The organism is Polyangiaceae bacterium, assembly GCA_020633205.1.
In the GTDB taxonomy this organism is placed as follows: Bacteria; Myxococcota_A; Polyangia; order Polyangiales; family Polyangiaceae; genus JAHBVY01.
Map to the genome: position 1 here is coordinate 1,378,844 of JACKEB010000010.1, position 17,068 is coordinate 1,395,911.

The following is a 17,068-nucleotide window of genomic DNA, read 5'->3' on the forward strand; positions in this document are numbered from 1 at the left end:
CAAGCAGCATGAGCCACTCGGACGAAGACGATATCCAGATCGTAGAGCGCGAAGATACCAAGCGCGATGATCTGATGGAGAAACCAGGCGACCCGCCCGTCGTAGCCCGCATGGTGATTGAGATTCGCTCCGATGGCTCGCGCACGATCGCACGAGGTGCGTTGGAAGAAGTGGTCAGCGGGGAGAAGGTCGCAATCGAAGCCCACGGCACGACGCCGATGGCGCTTGCGGCGAACCTCACGAAGAGCTTGCTAAGCGCGCCGCTCATGGCGGCTCAGCTCTTTGCCAAGGCGGGACCCGACGGAGGCCCACCTCGGCTGTTTGCCCCCAAGGAGCGCCCCAGCAGTGACTCGGGTGGCCTGAGAGGTGCCGTGAAAGACACGGCCAAACGCGCCGTGAAGCGCTTGCTGAGGCGCGATACGCCCGAAGACGAGTGAGATGAGCCACGATTCACTCAGCAAGGCGTCCGATCCGAGCACGAACACAGAGCCGTCGGACGCGTCAGACGTCGAGCCGTCAGATGCAGAGCCGTCAGATGCAGAGCCGTCGGAGTCCGCGCCCGTGGACGCTTCCGCAGGGCAAGAGCCGCGCGGCCACCGCCGCAAATGGCTGAGCTGGGTACTGCAAGCCGGCGTAGTCATCCTGATCTACTTCGCAGCGAGCACCTGGCGCACGCACTCTCTGTTGCCCACGGACGGCACAGTCCAGGCACCACCACTCGAGTTACAAACGGTGGATGGTCAGCGCTTCGGGCTCGAAGAGCTAAAAGGCAAACGCGTCCAGGTTCACTTCTGGGCCACCTGGTGCACCGTGTGTCGTCAGGAGTTTGGAGCGCTGAACTCAGTCTACGAAAACTTGGGCTCCGACGAGGCGATGGTGTCCATCGTGGCTGACTCCGAAGATCCCGCAGCCATCGCCCAGTTCGTGCGTGAACACGGCATCAAGTACCCGGTGCTGATGGGCAACGCGGAAGCGCTGCGCGCGTACCACATCGAGGCTTTCCCCACGAATTACTACCTGGACTCCCAAGGGCGGATCCGCGGCACGGACGTCGGGATGAGTACGCGCTGGGGCATGTCGAAACGCATCGGCTGCGCGCGCTAGCAAGCGGGCCCGCAGAGACCCGCGCTTGGTGTACAACCGGCGCATGTCGACGCCGCTCAGCAACCTCAGCCACGGTTTCCGTCAGAAGTACCTCAACTACGCCGAGCTGACGGATCAGCTGCGCGCCTGGGCTGATGCGTTCCCTGGGCTCGTCCGCCTCGAGAGCATCGGACGGTCTGGCGAGGGGCGCGACCTTTGGTTGCTGGTGATCGGTCCCGAGCCTGAGCGCAGCCGACCCGCGGTGTGGGTCGACGGGAACATGCACGCCTCGGAAGTAATGGGCTCCAGCGCGGCGCTGGGGATCGCTGAAGACGTCTTGCGGCTCCATCTGGAGCCCGACGCTGAGCTGCATGGCTTGCCCGAGCATGTGCGGAAACGCTTGAAGGAAGTGCTGTTCTACGTGCTGCCCCGCATCTCCCCGGATGGTGCGGAGGAGGTACTGAAGACTGGCCGTTGGCTGCGTTCGGTTCCGCGCGATAACAGACCGGACGGGGGACAACCGCACTGGAAGCTCGAAGACGTAGATGGCGACGGCCGCGCACTCTTGATGCGCAAGCAAGCCGCATGCGGTGATTTCGTCGCCACGCCGGATGGCCGCATGCGTCGCAGGCGGCTGGAAGACGCAGGACCGTACTACCTGGTGTACCCCGAGGGCGTGATCGAGCACTTCGATGGAGTGCACGTGCCAACGCCGACCATGCTCAGTGATCATGCTCCGGACTTGAACCGGAATTTCCCCTACGCCTGGGCTCCAGAGCACGAGCAGCTCGGCGCGGGTGACTACCCGGGGAGCGAACCGGAGTCACGCGCGGTGCTGGAGTACACCACACGCCTCACGTCGCTGTTCGCCTGGCTGAACTTCCACACCTTCGGTGGTGTCTTCATCCGCCCGCGCGGTGACGTCGCTGACAACAAGATGGACCAAGGCGACTTGGCGATCTTCAAGCAGCTCGAGGCGTGGGCGACGGAGTTCACCGGCTATCCCGTCGTGAGCGGCTACGAGGAGTTCACGTACGAACCGGACAAGCCGCTACGCGGCGACATGAGCGACTACGGCTATCACCAGCGAGGCGCGATGGCCTACGTGGTTGAGCTGTGGGACTTCTTCAAGCAAATCGGCATGGAGCGCAAACACCCCTTCGTGCACGCCTACAGCCATGCATCCGAGAGCGACCACGAGCGCGCGGTCGAGTGGGACAAGCAACACAACCACGGACGCATCTTCCAACCCTGGAAGGCGTTCTCTCACCCCCAACTCGGGGAAGTCGAAGTGGGTGGGCTGTTGCCCCTCGTAGGGATCTGGAACCCGCCCTATGAGCGCATCGACGACGTCTGCAATGCGCAGAGCGCTTGTTTCCTCCGGGTAGCAGCTTTGTGCCCACACCTCGAACTCACGATCGAGCAACATCGGCTAGGGGACGACACCTACCGCATCGACTGCCGCCTCGAGAACGTCGGCTACCTCGCCACGTACGGCATCCCCTCCGCAAAAAAGCTCGACTGGAACACAGCGCCGATCGTGGAAATCGAGCTGCCCCCCAGCGCGGAGCTAGTCAGCCCGAGTGGCCGTATCCAATCCTTGGATCACCTCGAGGGTTGGGGGAGAGGCTACTACGCCTCCGCCATTCACTACCCGCGCAGCTCCAGTGGGAGCGTCGCCGTGAGGAGCTTCGTGGTGCGCGGGCAAGGTGAGCTGGAAGTGCGCGCGGGCTGTCCCCGCACAGGCTATTCACACGAGCGTGTGACCCTCGCGCGTAGCTAAACCAGCCCTATTTACCGGGTTCTGTGTGCCACGGCGCAGCAGCTGGCGCATGCTCTAACCCGCGCTAAGTACGCGCGGCAATTCAGCAATGGACGCGATCTACCAAAACGAAGTCAACAGCGAGGTCAAGCCGGCGAAGAGCGGTGAGTTTCAGCCGCTGCAGCTTGGTGACCTCCAGGTGTGGCCCCCCGTCGTGCTCGCGCCGATGGCGGGAGTCACGAACTATCCGTTTCGCGCGATCTGCCGCGAGTTTGGCGCCGGGCTCTATGTCAGCGAGATGATCACGGCGAGACCGCTGGTAGAAGGCCGTGACAAGACCCTGAAGCTTGCAGACTTTGGACCGGACGAGACGCCGCGCAGCCTGCAGCTCTACGGTGTGGATCCCCACTATGTGGGCGAAGCGGTCAAGCGCCTGATCGGTGAAGGGCGCGTCGATCACATCGACATGAACTTCGGTTGCCCCGTGCGCAAGGTGACGCGTAAAGGCGGCGGCGCCGCGATCCCCGTCAAGCCGCGCTTGCTTCGCAACATCGTACGCGCCGCGGTGAGCAACGCGGAGCGCATCCCGGTTACGATCAAATTCCGCATAGGAATTAACGAGGAGCACCACACGTTTCTGGACACGGGCCGAATCGCGCAAGATGAAGGCTGCGCTGCGGTCGGCCTGCACGCCCGCACCGCAGCTCAGCTCTACGACGGTGAAGCACGCTGGGACGCAATCGGCACACTGAAGAGCGAACTCAGCATTCCCGTGCTGGGCAACGGCGACATCTGGGAGGCTGAAGACGCCCTACGCATGATGCGTATGACCGGATGCGACGGGGTGATCGTCGGGCGTGGGTGCCTGGGACGCCCCTGGTTGTTCCGCGACCTGGCGCAGATCTTCGAAGGCAAGCGCCCAGAGAATCCCCCGAACTTGGGTCAAGTGATGGCGATCATGCTGCGCCACGCCGAGCTCTTGGCGTCTTGGTTCGGCGAACGCATGGCGGTGCGCTCCTTTCGCAAGCACACCACTTGGTACACCAAGGGCTTTCGAGGTAGCGCTGCCCTGCGCGGCAGCTTCATGAAGATCGAGAGCATCGAGGATCTGCGGCGCATCGCGAGTGGCGTCGACGGGGACCAGGTCTTCCCACCGAGCGCGATGCGGGTTCCGCGCGGCAAGAGTTCGGGTACTCAGCAGGTCGCGCTCCCCGACGGATATCTGGACGACCTAGAGGACGACACGCCGCCCGGGGCGGAGGCTGAGGACGCGACCAGCGGCGGCTGATCGGTCCGATGCCCGAGGCTCGATTCCCCCCGGCAGAGCCAAAGCCCCCCACCCCACCGCGAAAAGCGAGTCCTGCGCCGCCCGGATCCGCCACGCCTCTGTCAGACTGTCGCGAGCGAACAGCCATGATTTCAGCCGCTTTCGCGGCGCCGTGTGGGGTCGCTGACAAACCGGCAGCCATGACGGCTGAGCGGGCGAAAAGCTACGTTGGCTGAGGCACCCGGCCCGGCTAGACTTCACGCGACTGTCATGCAGGGCATCAAGGTTAGCGGCACTGAGCGCGGGTCACTCCTGGAGTGGCGCTGGACGCCATTTTTCGCGCTACTCACCCTAGCGCTGGTCGTCAGCTTGCTCACCGCTCTGGTCGTCCCCGCGACCCCCGCGCAGCTCTTCGGCACCGCCGAGGCGACGCGCGGCCTCGGTCCGCGCTCAGGGATCCCCACCCAAAGCGGACTGAGTGGCGCCGTTGCTGCTGATGAGCTGAGCGGGTCGGACAGTGACTCGAACGGGAGCGTCAGCGCGAGTGGTGGCACCCGGCGCGGAAGCCTACAGCGGCTCAGCGACAGGAATCGCGCGCTCAGCGCGCGACCCGCACCGGCGCCCCGACGCACCGCCGAGCCCATCCGTCGCGAGATCCCTCCGCCGCCCGAGCCAGAGGTGTCCAACGACCACAACGAGCCGGAACAGGTCCAAGACCAGGCGGAAGACGAGCCAGAAGAAGACGAGCCGGAGGCGCCGCAGAGCGCCGGCGCGGGTGGCGCTGGCGCCGATCAGGACAGCGAGCAGGACGAGGAAGGCCCGCCTGCTCCCCTCGAGCGCCCGAAGCTCTTGAACCCTGGCGTGCTGCGCACGATCCCCGGCCTGCAGCGCTAGACGAACTGCAGCGCTAGACGAACTGTAGCGCTAGACGAACTGCAGCGCTAGACGAACTGCAGCGCTGGACGAACTGCAGCGCTGGACGACCTAGCTCGCCTTGCGCGGGATGCTGATGATGTTCTCGATCAGCACGCGCTTCATGCCTGTGAACTCGCTGAGCCGATCGAGGCGGTCTTCACCGTACGAGAGGTTGATGATCGCGAGGTCTAGATCGCAGATCCGCGCGAGGCTCGCGGCCTTGTTCGCGAGCTGCGTTGGATCGCTGATCTCCTGAGCCATGGCCTTGAGTCCTTCCGACCGGATCACACTCATCACGGCTTCGACCCAATACGCCGAGAGGCCGATGCGGACGTGTGCCAAGCCGATCCGCATACGGGACTCAAAGTACGCCTCCGCGTAGTCGCCGGCGAATAGCTCCCCCATCCACTGACGATGGGTCCGCTTCAGCTGGTCGACTCGCCCCTCGAGGAACTTCGCGGTGTCCGCGTTGCGGCCCAAGGTTTCGTAGAAGGCATCGGTGATGGCCGGTCCCAGTCGCTCGAAGATCGGGGCTAGGCTCTTCAGGTTCTCAGCGTCTTGCTCAGCGAAGCCCAAGAACTGCTTGAGAGCCTGAAAGGTCGCGTAGGTTGCGCTCATTTAGTTTCCCCCTGGAATTGATATCGTCTTCGCCATGAGGTCCACGCCACACCTGAGCTCTTCTGCCCAGGCGACGAAGCGACCGACCAGCTCTTTGCCCGGGAACCGAGCGCCGTGTTGTGGCGCGATCATCTCAATGTCGAGCCCCTTGACCATATTCGCCCAGAGTCGCATGGCAGCGTTGCAGGCCATGTAGCGCTCGTGGAAGCCCTGCATGAACTCGAGGTGAGCATCGAAGTTGGTCACCACATCGTAGTCCTGTCCCAGGGACGCGCCGAGGTCGCCCGTGTACAGGATCTTCGAGACTGGATCGTAGAGTTGAATGTTTCCGCAAGAATGCAGGAAGTGCGCAGGTAGGATCAACAGCTCCTGGCCACCGAGCTCGAAGCGCATGCCACCATCCGGGACCCCCGTCAGTCGGTCGATCACCAGACGGTCGAGGCCAAAGTGCGGAATGAAGCGCTTCCACACCGAGGGCGTGAAAGCGGTCGCGTCCGTCGTCATCAGCCACCCGTTCGTCGCGGCCACGATGTCGGGGTCCTGATGAGAGAGCAGGATGTACTTCAACTCCGCGCCCTTGAGCACCGACGTGGTGTCGGAGAGTACGCGGGAGTAAACCTTGTGGCCGCCTGGATCGAGGATCATCCCCTCCTTACCGTGAACCACCACATGTTGGTTCGCGGGCACCGCTTCGCCTTGATCGAACACTGGCAGTAGGACGTTCTTGTGTCCTTCGCTCTCGAATAAGACCGTACTCATTTTCCCGCCTCCTCAGTCCCCAACCGCGTTGGTCGCAGCGATCAACTCTTCCAGTGCCTCGCGGATATCCTTGGGCAGCGGTAGCTCCGCGGTGACCCCCAGGGTGAGCTGAGTGTCTCCAACGCTCAGCCGCACACCGGTAAGCCAACGCCCGTCGAACTCCACGCACACCGTGTGCGACTTGCCCGTCGACATCTGCGCGGCCTGCTCCAGCGCCAGCATCAATCGCGCTCCGATGCCTTCGGCAACGTCGGCTGTGAGCTTGCCTCGGGCGGCGACGACCAAGCCCTGCGGCTCCATCAGGAACGCGGAGTCAGCCTGCGCGATCCCGATACAGCCATCGAGCAACTGGTTCCACGCCTCGGCGCCGAACGCACGGCTCTTGCGCTGGCCTAGCTCAACGCCGCCGGGCAAGAAGCGCCGCGCGTCGAAGCGCACGTAGCGCGGTCGAGGGTCGAGGCGTGACGTGTTGTGGCTGTCCTCGCGCAGGCGACGCGACAGCTGTACTGCGAACTCCAAATCAGAGGAGGGCACGCTCTGGTCGTACGACATCTTGCTTCTCCATTGGGGTGAGCTGGTCCATCAGGCTTTCCACTTCGGAAGCCAACACTTCGAAGCGACGGGCTTCGGGTGAAACGGGTCCCGACAGGAACCCGACCGGTAGTCCACGCAAGCTCGCATCGGCGAACACGTTTGCGCGCGGAATAGTGGTGTCAGTGACAGCTTCGAAGCTGCTCCAGATATCCATCATCACAGCGTGGGAGGCGTCATTGTCGCGCTCGACCATCGTGGGCAAGATCCCCAGGAGCTGAAGCTTGGGGTTCTCACCGCCGCGTACGCGGTCGATCACTCTCAACACCTGAGACGTCGAGCGGAGCGCTAGGGGTTGCGCTTGAAACGGGATGAGCGCGAAATCGGCGAGCGTGAGCGCAGCGCGCGTGATCAGACCTAGCCCAGACGGGTTGTCTAGGATGGTTATCTCGAATCCCTGCTCGACCTTCGCCAATGTCGAGTCAAGTACACCGGTTGACGCGAGTGCTAGCTCGAAGTCACAGACATCCGTCGGGTCGAGTCTACCTCGCGGAAACAGCGAAAGGCGAGGCACTTTGGTCGGCAAGATCGCCTCTTCTGGCTGAATTTGCCCCATCAGGAGGTCCGCCAGACCGACGAGCTCCGTATCGCCTCGAGACAGCGCGTGACCAATACCTCCTTGCGGGTCCAGGTCCACGAGCAGTGTGCGACGTCCACGCTCAGCCAGCGCGAGCGCCAGGTTTAGGGCGACGGTCGTCTTTCCAACGCCGCCCTTCTGACTGACTATTGAGATTCTACGTGACATGATTTCCACCCAGCAATCTGTTGTTCGCGTCTCACTTCGGTCACGCCGCAGGCGCGATCCTGACAATTGATTCCACGCGGCTTCAACACGCCGCCAAAGTCCATCTGCAGCTCAGTCTGCAGGTGGCTCCACGATCCCCATGTCGCTCAAGCGCTTCAGGTTGGCCCGCACCTTTGGGTCCTCCGGGTTCAACTCCCCGGCCTCTTGAAAAGCCAACAGAGCGACCGTGTAGCGCTTCGCAAGCAAGGCCTCGATACCTCGGTCCCAAGCCTCGTTGAAGGCTTGCTCTACCGGGCTGAGCTCTGGCTCCACGGGGACCTCTGCTTCGAACGCCTGCGGCTCCAGAGAGTCCAGTTCGTCCACCGGGGTCCCGGCACGGAGCACCCCAGAGTGCTGCTCGGGTTGCCATTCATCAGCGGTCTCTCCGAGCTCATCCGCCTGACGCGCGGCCTCCATGAGCAGCCACTCCCAGTTTCCTTCGAGGTTCTGCTCCGTCGGACGTTCGAGCAACGTTCGGCAACGCACGCCACTGCCTTTCATGAAAGCCAGCCGGCGTAGCGCTGCGTCACCCACCCCTGAATCATCCCTCGCGGAAACGACGTCTCCCTTCCAAACGACGATCTCTCCCAGGCGTTGCCCGGCGCGCTCCACGTCCACGACCACCGAGTGCCGCCCCATGCAGGCCAGTTGGAGGTAGTCAGGAACGGAGAAGGGAGCGATCTCCATCGAGCTTCGGCTCTGGCTCAGCCGCCGCTCGATCGCCGAACGCAGCTCCTCCAAGCTCACGGGCTTCTCCATCACGTCAACGTCAGCGTGTTGAGGGATCTGTGAGCGGTAAGCGGTGAGGTAGCCCGAAGCGTAGATCACGGGGATCTGCAGGCGGCGCTGGCCCAGCTCCCCGAGTAGCTCGAGCCCACTCCTCCTCGGGAGGTCGATATCGGAAACGATGACGTCCGGTGGGCAACGGTCGATGAGCGTTAGCGCCTCTTCCAGCGACCCGGCGTCGTCCACTTCGACACCGGACAGCTTGGCGATTCCGCGCGACATCGAAGAGCGCAGCATCTCCTCGTCCTCGATTAGTAACACCAGGGCCATCTCCTACCTCGACCTCCGAAACTCGTCTGACAGCGTAAGTCGGCAGTTCAGAGCACCTTGCGGATCTCTTTGACCGCTCGACTCATGTCCAAGAAGATGAGCCCGAGCTTCGCCTCCGCGGTGGTCAGCGTGAGCAGCATCGTGCCTTCAGACGCCGTGACCATCACCGCGAACCCGTTGTCACCACGGATCAGCACCTGTTGCAGGCCTCCGCGTTCGAGCTCGCTCGACGCGCGAGTACCAAGGCTAAGCAACGTCGAGCTCATGCCGGCGACGCGCACCTCGTCCAAGTGTTGCGGGAGCGCACTCGCGATCATCAGGCCATCATCAGAGATGAGCGCGCTGGCTTCTATCTCAGGGGTACCCGACTGTAGTGATCGCAGGATGCGGTTGAGTTCCTCGGTCCTTGCCATGCTCCTCGTTCTCCTTCGTTCTTGGCGCGTCAGTCGCGACGCGCACCAACTCCCAGCGAGGCCTGCTCGCGGCCACGCTCAAAATCCCCACGGATATACGCCCAGAACACAGGCGACTTAATACTCAGCCGCGCTTTGCGCGGCGTGGTCCGCGAGGAGCAACACGCTCCGGGACCATCAGCCGAATCTCCACAACGGTCCCCTTGTCCAGTTCCGAGCGGATACTAAATTCGCCCCCAGCGGAGCGCACCGCGCCGCTACAAAGCGCGAGCCCGATGCCCGTTCCTTTGCTCTTGGTCGTATAGAAGAGCTCCGTGCAGCGCTCGAGCACCTCGGGCTTCATGCCCTGCCCCGTGTCCTCCACGCTCAGCGTGAAAAGCTTGGTCTTGGGGTCGAAATGCGCTCCAACTTTGATCTCGTTGCCCGCGTCGCAGGCGTGGACAGCGTTGGTGATCAGATTGAACGCGATCGCCCGCACCACCGAGATATCCATGGGCAAGAGCGGCATGTCCGTGATTGCACTCACGACGTCGATGCGCCGCGACCGAGCCTGTGCCCCGAGCACACGCACGGCGTCGCGCAGCGCGTGATCGACGGCGGTATTTCGAGTGCCGAGCAGCGATCGCCCGACGGAGCCGAGCCCCTCCAGGGTGAGCTTCATTCGCCGCATTTCGGTGAGCACGGCGTGCAAGTCTTCCTGGGTCGTACCTTCTGGAAGTTCCTCGAGCATCAGCTCGACCGAAGTGCTGATCGCGGCCAACGGGTTCTTCAACTCGTGCAAAACCGACGGCAGGATGTCGCTGACCGCCGCCAAGCGCAGCAGCCTGTCCCGCTCGTCGCGCAGCTGCTGGAAGCCAGTGATGTCGCGAAACACCACCGCGTACTCGGCGCTCCCGGGTTGATTTGCATCGAGGCGCGTCACATCGAAGCCAAAGACGCGACCGCTGTCTTCTGCGGCGTGCCCGGTTGCGCGCGCGTCATACGCGTCCCCCGCTGCCCGACGGATCTCGTCCATCGAAACCAGCACGTCCTCTACGTGTGTTCCGATGAGTTGTTCGGATCGGCGGCCCAGCACCCGCACCGCGCTCTCGTTGGCCAACACGATGATGCCCGTCGCGTCGAGGCCAATCACGGCTGCGGGCAATGCGCCCAGGATTCGTGCGTGCTCCTGAGCGGTCATTTCGTGCAGCGCATTTTCTGTGCGAATCAGCTTGAGCGCGACGGTCATGCACCTTTGATGTGCAACCAGTGGGCCAGCTCGCGTACGCGCTGACTTTCAGCCGTTTCCGTACGTAACCGACAGACGCGTCGATGGACGCGTCGGTATCCGCCAGTCGGAGATGGCCAGGCGTCAGGATCGGTCAGTGTCAACTGACGATTTTGCGCCTGTTTCGACGTTAGCGGCGTTTCAGCACGAACAGGTTGCGCGAATCGTGCCATGGTACGTTTCCGCGTGGCGACTCGCGCAAGCTTGGGCGCACCGAGCCACCTCCAAACGCAAGGTGTGCGGGCTTTGGGTGGTTCTCGGGGGTCTGCGCTGGTGGTCCTCCCCCCCACACCCAACTCGGCTTGGCGGTGAGGGAGCCGCTTTCACGAACTCCAAATGCTGGAGAGTGCGACTACTCGTCGATCCAGCGGCGCAAGCGCTCCATCGCGCGGCGGTCGGCCTTGGTCGGTCGCCCCGCGCCGCGATCACGGATCGGGATCTCCTGCATGCGCTGTTCGCGGGGCGGCGGCGGAGGTGAGTGGTCGACGTACAGTTCACGCGCCGGAGCAGGCGCGAGGCGCTTCTCAGCGAGCTGCGCGACCTCCAAGATGACTAGCCCTCTCGGCGCTTGGGCTCGCACCTGATCTCCGACCTTCAGCTTGGCTGCCGGCTTGGCTGCGGTGTCGTTCAGCTTCACCAGGCCGCCCGTACAGGCGGCTGCCGCGGCCGTACGCGTCTTGTAGAGGCGCGCGGCCCATAGCCAGCGATCGAGTCGAACGGACTCCATCGGCAAGCTATAGCACTCGCCCCGGGCGTTGGTCGGAAAGCCGTGACTCGGCAGAGCACCTGGGGTGAACTCCGGGTGTGGATGAAGACGCGATACCTAGTAACTCGATTCCAGGCAGCAACTTCCCTGCCTCCGGCGACGCGATGAGCGAGGCTTAGCGGAGCGTGCGCCTCGTAGTAGCCTGCGCCCGATGATCACAGCCAGCCAGCGCTCGACCGCCAGCAACGTGCAGGAGTTCCCCGTCCTGCCGACCAAGGTTCAAGCCAAAGACGAGACGTTCGTCAGCAACCGCGCCGCGAACCTAGAGGTGCTGGGCAAGGTCGACGAGCTGCTCGCCAAGGCGCGCGCCGGCGGCGGCCCCAAGTACGTCGAGCGCCACAAGAACGCAGGCAAGCTCCTGCCCCGAGAGCGCGTGGAGCTGCTGCTCGACCGCGACTCCCACTTCCTCGAGCTCTGCCCGCTGGCCGGCTACGACGTCAGCGGCAACTCCCCCGGCGCCGGCAACATCGGCGGCATCGGGGTGGTCAGCGGTGTTGAGTGCTTGATCACCGCGACCGAAGCCACGCTGAAGGGCGGCGCGGTGAGCGAGTACGGCGTGCTCAAGAGTCATCGCCTCGCGGAAATAGCCGAACAGAATCGCCTGCCCGCCATGCACCTGGTGGAGAGCGCCGGCGCTGACTTGCCAAACCAAAGCAAGATCTTCGTGCCCGGCGGTCGCACCTTCCGAGACCTCACGCGGCGCTCTGAACAGTGTGTGCCCACGGTCTGCTTGGTGTTCGGCAGCTCAACCGCCGGCGGCGCCTACATCCCCGGCATGAGCGACTACACCGTGATGGTGAAGCAACAGGCGCAGGTCTACTTGGCGGGCCCGCCTCTGGTGAAGATGGCCACCGGCGAGGAGACGGATCACGAGGAGCTCGGTGGCGCGGAGATGCACTCGAAAGTTTCGGGGGTGAGCGACTACCTGGCAGAAGACGAAGCCGACGCCATTCGCCTGGGTCGCGAGATCATGGCGCACCTGAACTGGCGCAAGCACGGCCCGACGCCGCGTCGTGAAGTGGAGGCGCCGCTCTACTCTTCAGAGGATCTGCTCGGCATCGCATCAGCGGACCTACGTGTGCCCTTCGACGCGCGTGAAGTGATCGCGCGCATCGTAGACGGCTCGCGCTTCAGCGAGTTCAAGCCGCTGTACGGTACTACCCTGGTGTGCGGCTGGGCGTTTCTTCACGGATACCCCGTTGGCATCCTGGCGAATAACGGCGTGCTGTTCAGCGAGAGCGCCAACAAGGGCGCGCAGTTCATTCAGCTGTGTAACCAAAACGACGTGCCGCTGATCTTCTTGCAGAACATCAGCGGCTTCATGGTCGGAAAAAAGTACGAGCAAGAAGGCATCATCAAGAACGGCGCGAAGCTGATCAACGCCGTGAGCAACAGCACCGTCCCTGCCATCACCATCATGATGGGCATGAGCTACGGCGCGGGGAACTACGCGATGTGCGGCCGCGCCTATCAGCCTCGCTTCCTCTTCACCTGGCCGAGTCACCGCATCGCGGTGATGGGCGGCAAGCAGCTCGCCGGCGTGCTCGAGATCATCCAGCGCGGCGCCGCTGCGAAGAAGGGCACTGAGGTGGATGAACAGCAGCTCGAGATGATGAAGAAGATGCTCGAGATGCAGATCGACAACGACAGCAACCCGCTATTTTCGACGGCCCACTTGTGGGACGACGGGATCATCGACCCGCGCCACACTCGCGATGTGATCGCCATCAGCCTGTCAGCCGCGCTCAACGCCAAGGTCGAAGGCAGCACGAGCTGGGGGATCTTCCGCCACTGATCAGATAGCGGGTGGGTACGGCGCGTTGTGCTGGGGGAACGCCTCAGGTCGATTGAACGCGGCCTTCACGCTGGGGCGCAGCAGCACGACCAGCCCGAACACGCCCAGCGCCGTGCCTAGCGGCATGTTCAGCAGGATGAACGCGGAGCCGATGATGCACAGCACGTGGCGCTTGCGCTGCCCCAGGCTGCGTCCGGTGGCGATGGAGAGCGAGGCCAAGAGCCAGAGCCAGAGCGAGATGAAGATCCCGACGCCGATGAAGAACCACGGCACTGCCTCTGCAACCGGCGGCGTGCTGCTCTTGGAGAACGCCGGATCATTCAGCATCAAGCCGCCCATGAGCACGTAGATCCCGCCCGCAAAGCCGACTAGCACCTGAAATGCGCCGTAGACGTAGAACAGGATGCTGAGCACCTTGAGGTGTTCACGATCGGACTGAGTGAGCTGGGGCTCCATAACTGAAGACTCGTACGAAAGGCCTGAACGCGGCGTGCGGCTACTCATACTGCGAAGCCACCGATGAGTTCCCCCAAACCTGGCGGTCTATGTACTGAAACCCAGGAAAATTGGAGAAGCCCATGCAAAACCTCGCGCTCTCAGCTGCCGCCCCCAACTCGAACTCAAACGTCTCACCGTCGCGCGGGGCGAAAATCGGCGGCTACATCCTCAGCGGCCTGCCAGTCGCCTTCCTGCTGATGGACGCCACGATGAAGCTCGTCGCGAGCCAACCAGCGGTCGAGGGCACGCAGAAGCTCGGCTACGACCCAGCGGTGCTGCTCCCCTTGGGCGTCACCCAGCTGGTGTGCCTCATCACTTACCTGTTGCCACGCACCGCGGTGCTCGGCGCCATCCTATGGACCGGCTACCTCGGCGGCGCCGTTGCTACCCACGTGCGCATGGGCGACCCGTGGTTCAGCCACATCCTGTTCCCGGTCTACATCGGCGCGATGCTGTGGCTCGGTCTGTGGCTCAGGAGCCCCGCGCTGCGCGCGCTGGTTCCCCTGCGGCGTGGGTGAGACGATTTCGTGACGACCTGCGTTTCCCTGCGGTTTTTTCAAGCCGAGGGTGTAGTCAATTGGCCTCGGCAAGCGACGTCTCGATCGTCCGGTAAAAGTAATACAACGAGTACCTCAAGAGCTGCGCCCGCGTCCGACCCACCAAGTAGTTTCGCGCACGCAAGAAGGGATACCAAGCACGACCACCCACGACGACTGCCGTGTCGTCTGTCGTCAGCCCCGGAGCCCACTCGCCGCGAAATTGATCAACGATCAGGCAACCGAGGTAAGCCCCCAGCTGTACCTCAAGTCGCGGGTTAACGAATACGGCTTGGCGCCCGAAGGGGTAGACCCAGTTGTAGGCCTCGAAGCGCGGCAAGACCTCCGGCTCACCGAACCGCACTGCACGCGCCAGGGGCGACTTGGTGTTGCGTTTGCACTGCCTCAACATGAACTCACGAAAACTCTCGCTCCAGCGCACGTAGTCTGAAATCCGCTCGTCAGCAGCGCGGGACGGCGCCTCCAGCTCATCCAGCGGGCCTTGCTCGACGATAGGTGGAGGCCGGAAGTTCCGCAATCGGCTGAAGAGGCGCAGAGCCATGTGCCGCGGGTAATTGCGGGCGATGACGGCGGTGAGCAGCTCCTCCACCAAGGGATCCCAACGCGTCTCCGCTGGTGCCAGCAAGGACGCTCGGCGGCGTAGGCGCTCGCGTTCTTGATCGAGCGCAACGCTCTCACATAAATGCGAACGAATGCGCGCACGGGCCTCCACGCCCTCAGGCTCGAAGAGTCGATCCGGGTCTTCCAGAGCACATACCAGCATAGAGCCGTCCTTCAACTCTTCAACGCTGGCAGCCGGCGCGCTCAAGAAGCGCGCGCGGCCAAGCTGCTTCACTAGCTCTGTACTGAACGCACTCCACCAATACACCTCTTCTATTTCCGCAGGGACTGATGCTGAGATTCTCCTGGAATGTGGGAGCCAGCTGCGGCGGTTCCTGTCGCGGAGGATGAGCCCGCGGTCACTCTCTGGGTGCAGGTGGGCTTCGTCGATCCGGAGCGCGAGAGCATTTTCACGACACCAACGCAGCCAAATCGCGCGCACCGTTTCCGGCGAGTCATGCGCGGCCCAGGTCCCACGTAGCGAGAACTGGCGGTCCGAGGAGCAGTAAAAGTTCCGAATGAAATCGCCGTCGTCGGATTCGAGATAGAAGCTGAGAGAGTCGCCGGAGGGGAGTTCGGCTGCGGCGACGACTGGATCGAACTTCCGCCGCCGCGCCCCTTTGCGATACACCCTCATGTTGGATGCGAGGTTTGGGAAGTCGCCGAAGGCCGCCATGATGGCGCGCTCCCTTCCCGAAACCTCCCTAACGAAGTGGACCGAACTCTCCAAAGCGTCTCCAAGGGATTGCCTGGTGTGCGTCTTTCGTTGCGCCTGGACCATAGTCGAGACGGTACCACGCAAGGGAATACCCCACCGCACAGCTCCCAATCATTGACGTCCCGATTCCTCACGGTCTGGTCCCCCTCCAGCCGCGCGCGCGAGCGGAGCGAGTCGCGTCCGGCTAAGGAGGGGGCGTGCTGCCGCAGGCAGCGCGGGGGGAGGCAGCAAAACTACAGCGGCAACGTGAGGTACGCGCGCAGGCCCCAGAGGAAGTCCCAGTTGAGGGGCGGCGTCTCGCGCTCGCCTTCGGCTTGGAAGGTCTTGAAGTAGAAGAACGTCATGCCTCCCACCGTGGCTTCGATGCCGCCGAGCAGCGTGGGCGCGGTCTTCAAGAGCGGGTGCAGGTAGCCGAAGGTCAGGTCCCCCTGCACGTAGCCGATCAGCCAGTCGTCGGGCAGCGCGTCGTTCAGGCTGTAGTCATCGAGCAACAGCACCTCCCCCAAGCCGACTTGGCTCGAGAGGCTGCCGTAGAACTTCGTGGGCGTGCGGTTCGTGTCACCGCCAAACGCCAGCCCTGCCCCACGGAAACGCGCATCGAAGACCAGCTCATCCAATACGAAGTCGTCGACGCGAACCTGATAGGGCTTGGAGTAGCTCGTCAGCCCGAGGCCGAAGTAGATCTCGGGGAAGTCTCCCTTCGGCACCTGCACGATGCCCGTCGGGTCCTTGTCATGGTTGTATTTGACCCCCACGATGAACGACTCGAAGCCGCTGACCATGGTGAGTGGGCGGGTGGTCAACGGAAAGTCCGTGACCGGCTGGTTCGGACTCGCGGAGTGCGGGATCACACGCACCGCCTGCCTGGGCGTCACCGTGGTCTCGAACGCGCGCGTCTCATAGCGAAAGATGGGCTCCCAGATGAAACTCACCGCAGGGAAACCAATCACACCCAGGGCCTTGGTGAGCTTCGGCGCGAGGTTGCCCGCGCGGGCCGTGATCGCAGCCTCCGGCCGGCTCGGAGCTGCGGCGGAGTTCGACTCGAAGTAGCCGTGATGCAGCGTCACCCAGCCAAAGAAGCCCACGCCGACGTCCACGCTCCAGGTATAATAATTCTGCGTGGAAACATCCAAGGCAGGGTAACCTTGCGGGCGCCAGCCGCGGTACGCCCCACCAATGCCTGGATCGATACGCAAGCCGCCGCCAAGGATGCGGATCGGGTACTTGGTCTCCGGAGCCTTCGGCTGGGTGGCGGCGTTGGGATCCCCTGACCAGTAACCACGCTGCTCGGGTGTGCGACGGGGCGGCGCCTTCTTCGACGTCCTGGCCTTGGTCTTCTTCTTCTTTTTTGGGGGAGAGGAGCGCTGCTTGGACTTCAGCCCCTGATCGACGTGGTGTTCGACCTCGCCCCCAATGCTCTGGGCGGCCGCGGGCAGAGCGAGGCACAGCCCGAAGAGCGTCAGCGCGCCGCATCCAAGCCCGCGGTATCCAGACACGCGGTGGATGCGTGGAAACGCGGCAGCAAGCGGAGTTCGGGCCATGAAACACCAAGTCTACTGGGCAAGCCGCCCGAAGGTTAAGCGGAGGTATGCCAAGCGACGACCGCTCAGTATGCTCTC

At 63.4% G+C, this 17,068-nt stretch carries 18 protein-coding genes; 7 read left to right on the forward strand and 11 right to left on the reverse strand.

All coding sequences use genetic code 11. The features are described from left to right. Positions 1-8: 8 nt before the first annotated feature. From H6718_05750 to H6718_05770, 5 genes are all read left to right on the forward strand, one after another. Positions 9-437: a hypothetical protein gene (locus H6718_05750; GenBank protein ID MCB9584879.1), complete on the forward strand. Its 429-nt coding sequence runs from the start codon at positions 9-11 to the stop codon at positions 435-437. A 1-nt stretch (position 438) separates the two neighbouring features. Then, positions 439-1,104, forward strand: coding sequence for a redoxin domain-containing protein (locus H6718_05755; protein MCB9584880.1), 666 nt, complete (start codon positions 439-441; stop codon positions 1,102-1,104). A 43-nt stretch (positions 1,105-1,147) separates the two neighbouring features. After that, positions 1,148-2,866, forward strand: coding sequence for a peptidase M14 (locus H6718_05760; protein MCB9584881.1), 1,719 nt, complete (start codon positions 1,148-1,150; stop codon positions 2,864-2,866). A gap of 88 nt (positions 2,867-2,954) precedes the next feature. Next, positions 2,955-4,133, forward strand: a complete 1,179-nt coding sequence (gene dusB, locus H6718_05765; protein ID MCB9584882.1) for a tRNA dihydrouridine synthase DusB — start codon at positions 2,955-2,957, stop codon at positions 4,131-4,133. A gap of 249 nt (positions 4,134-4,382) precedes the next feature. Further along, entirely contained in the window at positions 4,383-5,006 is a 624-nt protein-coding gene (locus tag H6718_05770) for a hypothetical protein (protein ID MCB9584883.1), read from the forward strand. Between the two features lie 90 nt (positions 5,007-5,096). On the opposite strand, the gene H6718_05775 is transcribed toward H6718_05770, so the two are convergent. The 8 genes from H6718_05775 to H6718_05810 form a co-directional block, all read right to left on the reverse strand. Further along, complete coding sequence (locus H6718_05775; protein ID MCB9584884.1) at positions 5,097-5,645, reverse strand: hypothetical protein; 549 nt, start codon at positions 5,643-5,645, stop codon at positions 5,097-5,099. Next, entirely contained in the window at positions 5,646-6,404 is a 759-nt protein-coding gene (locus H6718_05780; protein ID MCB9584885.1) for an FprA family A-type flavoprotein, read from the reverse strand. A 12-nt stretch (positions 6,405-6,416) separates the two neighbouring features. Continuing rightward, positions 6,417-6,956 carry a hypothetical protein gene (locus tag H6718_05785; GenBank protein ID MCB9584886.1) on the reverse strand — a complete coding sequence of 180 codons (540 nt, stop codon included), beginning with the start codon at positions 6,954-6,956 and terminating at the stop codon, positions 6,417-6,419. Beyond that, positions 6,925-7,740, reverse strand: coding sequence for an AAA family ATPase (locus tag H6718_05790; GenBank protein ID MCB9584887.1), 816 nt, complete (start codon positions 7,738-7,740; stop codon positions 6,925-6,927). The genes H6718_05785 and H6718_05790 overlap by 32 nt, the downstream gene beginning before the upstream one ends. Positions 7,741-7,851: 111 nt before the next feature. Beyond that, on the reverse strand, positions 7,852-8,826 hold the full coding sequence (locus tag H6718_05795; protein ID MCB9584888.1) for a response regulator: 975 nt from the start codon (positions 8,824-8,826) through the stop codon (positions 7,852-7,854). Positions 8,827-8,882: 56 nt separating this feature from the next. Continuing rightward, positions 8,883-9,248, reverse strand: coding sequence for a roadblock/LC7 domain-containing protein (locus H6718_05800; protein ID MCB9584889.1), 366 nt, complete (start codon positions 9,246-9,248; stop codon positions 8,883-8,885). 124 nt (positions 9,249-9,372) lie between these two features. Beyond that, on the reverse strand, positions 9,373-10,476 hold the full coding sequence (locus tag H6718_05805) for a PAS domain-containing protein (protein MCB9584890.1): 1,104 nt from the start codon (positions 10,474-10,476) through the stop codon (positions 9,373-9,375). 391 nt (positions 10,477-10,867) lie between these two features. Beyond that, the gene (locus H6718_05810; protein MCB9584891.1) at positions 10,868-11,242 is read right to left on the reverse strand and encodes an RNA-binding S4 domain-containing protein; all 375 of its coding nucleotides are present in this window, start codon (positions 11,240-11,242) and stop codon (positions 10,868-10,870) included. Between the two features lie 190 nt (positions 11,243-11,432). On the opposite strand from H6718_05810, the gene H6718_05815 reads away from it, so the two are divergent. Further along, positions 11,433-13,076 carry an acyl-CoA carboxylase subunit beta gene (locus H6718_05815; protein MCB9584892.1) on the forward strand — a complete coding sequence of 548 codons (1,644 nt, stop codon included), beginning with the start codon at positions 11,433-11,435 and terminating at the stop codon, positions 13,074-13,076. Here the strand turns inward: H6718_05815 and H6718_05820 are convergent, their stop codons facing one another. Next, positions 13,077-13,532 (reverse strand): hypothetical protein, encoded by a 456-nt coding sequence (locus tag H6718_05820; GenBank protein MCB9584893.1) that lies wholly within the window; start codon positions 13,530-13,532, stop codon positions 13,077-13,079. It abuts the gene before it with no gap. Positions 13,533-13,654: 122 nt separating this feature from the next. Here H6718_05820 and H6718_05825 point away from each other — a divergent pair, with 122 nt between their 5' ends. Next, positions 13,655-14,092 (forward strand): DoxX family protein, encoded by a 438-nt coding sequence (locus H6718_05825; protein ID MCB9584894.1) that lies wholly within the window; start codon positions 13,655-13,657, stop codon positions 14,090-14,092. Between the two features lie 55 nt (positions 14,093-14,147). On the opposite strand, the gene H6718_05830 is transcribed toward H6718_05825, so the two are convergent. Both H6718_05830 and H6718_05835 read right to left on the reverse strand, forming a co-directional pair. Continuing rightward, positions 14,148-15,407 (reverse strand): hypothetical protein, encoded by a 1,260-nt coding sequence (locus H6718_05830; protein MCB9584895.1) that lies wholly within the window; start codon positions 15,405-15,407, stop codon positions 14,148-14,150. Positions 15,408-15,682: 275 nt separating this feature from the next. Then, positions 15,683-16,990, reverse strand: a complete 1,308-nt coding sequence (locus H6718_05835; GenBank protein ID MCB9584896.1) for a hypothetical protein — start codon at positions 16,988-16,990, stop codon at positions 15,683-15,685. Between the last annotated feature and the right edge of the window lie 78 nt (positions 16,991-17,068).

What these genes read in the sequence shown, in the direction of transcription:
- H6718_05750 (MCB9584879.1), top strand. Translation starts at nt 9, where the DNA reads ATGAGCCACTCGGACGAAGACGATATCCAGATCGTAGAGCGCGAAGAT.
- H6718_05755 (MCB9584880.1), top strand. Translation starts at nt 439, where the DNA reads ATGAGCCACGATTCACTCAGCAAGGCGTCCGATCCGAGCACGAACACA.
- H6718_05760 (MCB9584881.1), top strand. Translation starts at nt 1,148, where the DNA reads ATGTCGACGCCGCTCAGCAACCTCAGCCACGGTTTCCGTCAGAAGTAC.
- dusB (MCB9584882.1), top strand. Translation starts at nt 2,955, where the DNA reads ATGGACGCGATCTACCAAAACGAAGTCAACAGCGAGGTCAAGCCGGCG.
- H6718_05770 (MCB9584883.1), top strand. Translation starts at nt 4,383, where the DNA reads ATGCAGGGCATCAAGGTTAGCGGCACTGAGCGCGGGTCACTCCTGGAG.
- H6718_05775 (MCB9584884.1), bottom strand. Translation starts at nt 5,645, where the DNA reads ATGAGCGCAACCTACGCGACCTTTCAGGCTCTCAAGCAGTTCTTGGGC.
- H6718_05780 (MCB9584885.1), bottom strand. Translation starts at nt 6,404, where the DNA reads ATGAGTACGGTCTTATTCGAGAGCGAAGGACACAAGAACGTCCTACTG.
- H6718_05785 (MCB9584886.1), bottom strand. Translation starts at nt 6,956, where the DNA reads ATGTCGTACGACCAGAGCGTGCCCTCCTCTGATTTGGAGTTCGCAGTA.
- H6718_05790 (MCB9584887.1), bottom strand. Translation starts at nt 7,740, where the DNA reads ATGTCACGTAGAATCTCAATAGTCAGTCAGAAGGGCGGCGTTGGAAAG.
- H6718_05800 (MCB9584889.1), bottom strand. Translation starts at nt 9,248, where the DNA reads ATGGCAAGGACCGAGGAACTCAACCGCATCCTGCGATCACTACAGTCG.
- H6718_05805 (MCB9584890.1), bottom strand. Translation starts at nt 10,476, where the DNA reads ATGACCGTCGCGCTCAAGCTGATTCGCACAGAAAATGCGCTGCACGAA.
- H6718_05810 (MCB9584891.1), bottom strand. Translation starts at nt 11,242, where the DNA reads ATGGAGTCCGTTCGACTCGATCGCTGGCTATGGGCCGCGCGCCTCTAC.
- H6718_05815 (MCB9584892.1), top strand. Translation starts at nt 11,433, where the DNA reads ATGATCACAGCCAGCCAGCGCTCGACCGCCAGCAACGTGCAGGAGTTC.
- H6718_05820 (MCB9584893.1), bottom strand. Translation starts at nt 13,532, where the DNA reads ATGGAGCCCCAGCTCACTCAGTCCGATCGTGAACACCTCAAGGTGCTC.
- H6718_05825 (MCB9584894.1), top strand. Translation starts at nt 13,655, where the DNA reads ATGCAAAACCTCGCGCTCTCAGCTGCCGCCCCCAACTCGAACTCAAAC.
- H6718_05830 (MCB9584895.1), bottom strand. Translation starts at nt 15,407, where the DNA reads ATGGCGGCCTTCGGCGACTTCCCAAACCTCGCATCCAACATGAGGGTG.
- H6718_05835 (MCB9584896.1), bottom strand. Translation starts at nt 16,990, where the DNA reads ATGGCCCGAACTCCGCTTGCTGCCGCGTTTCCACGCATCCACCGCGTG.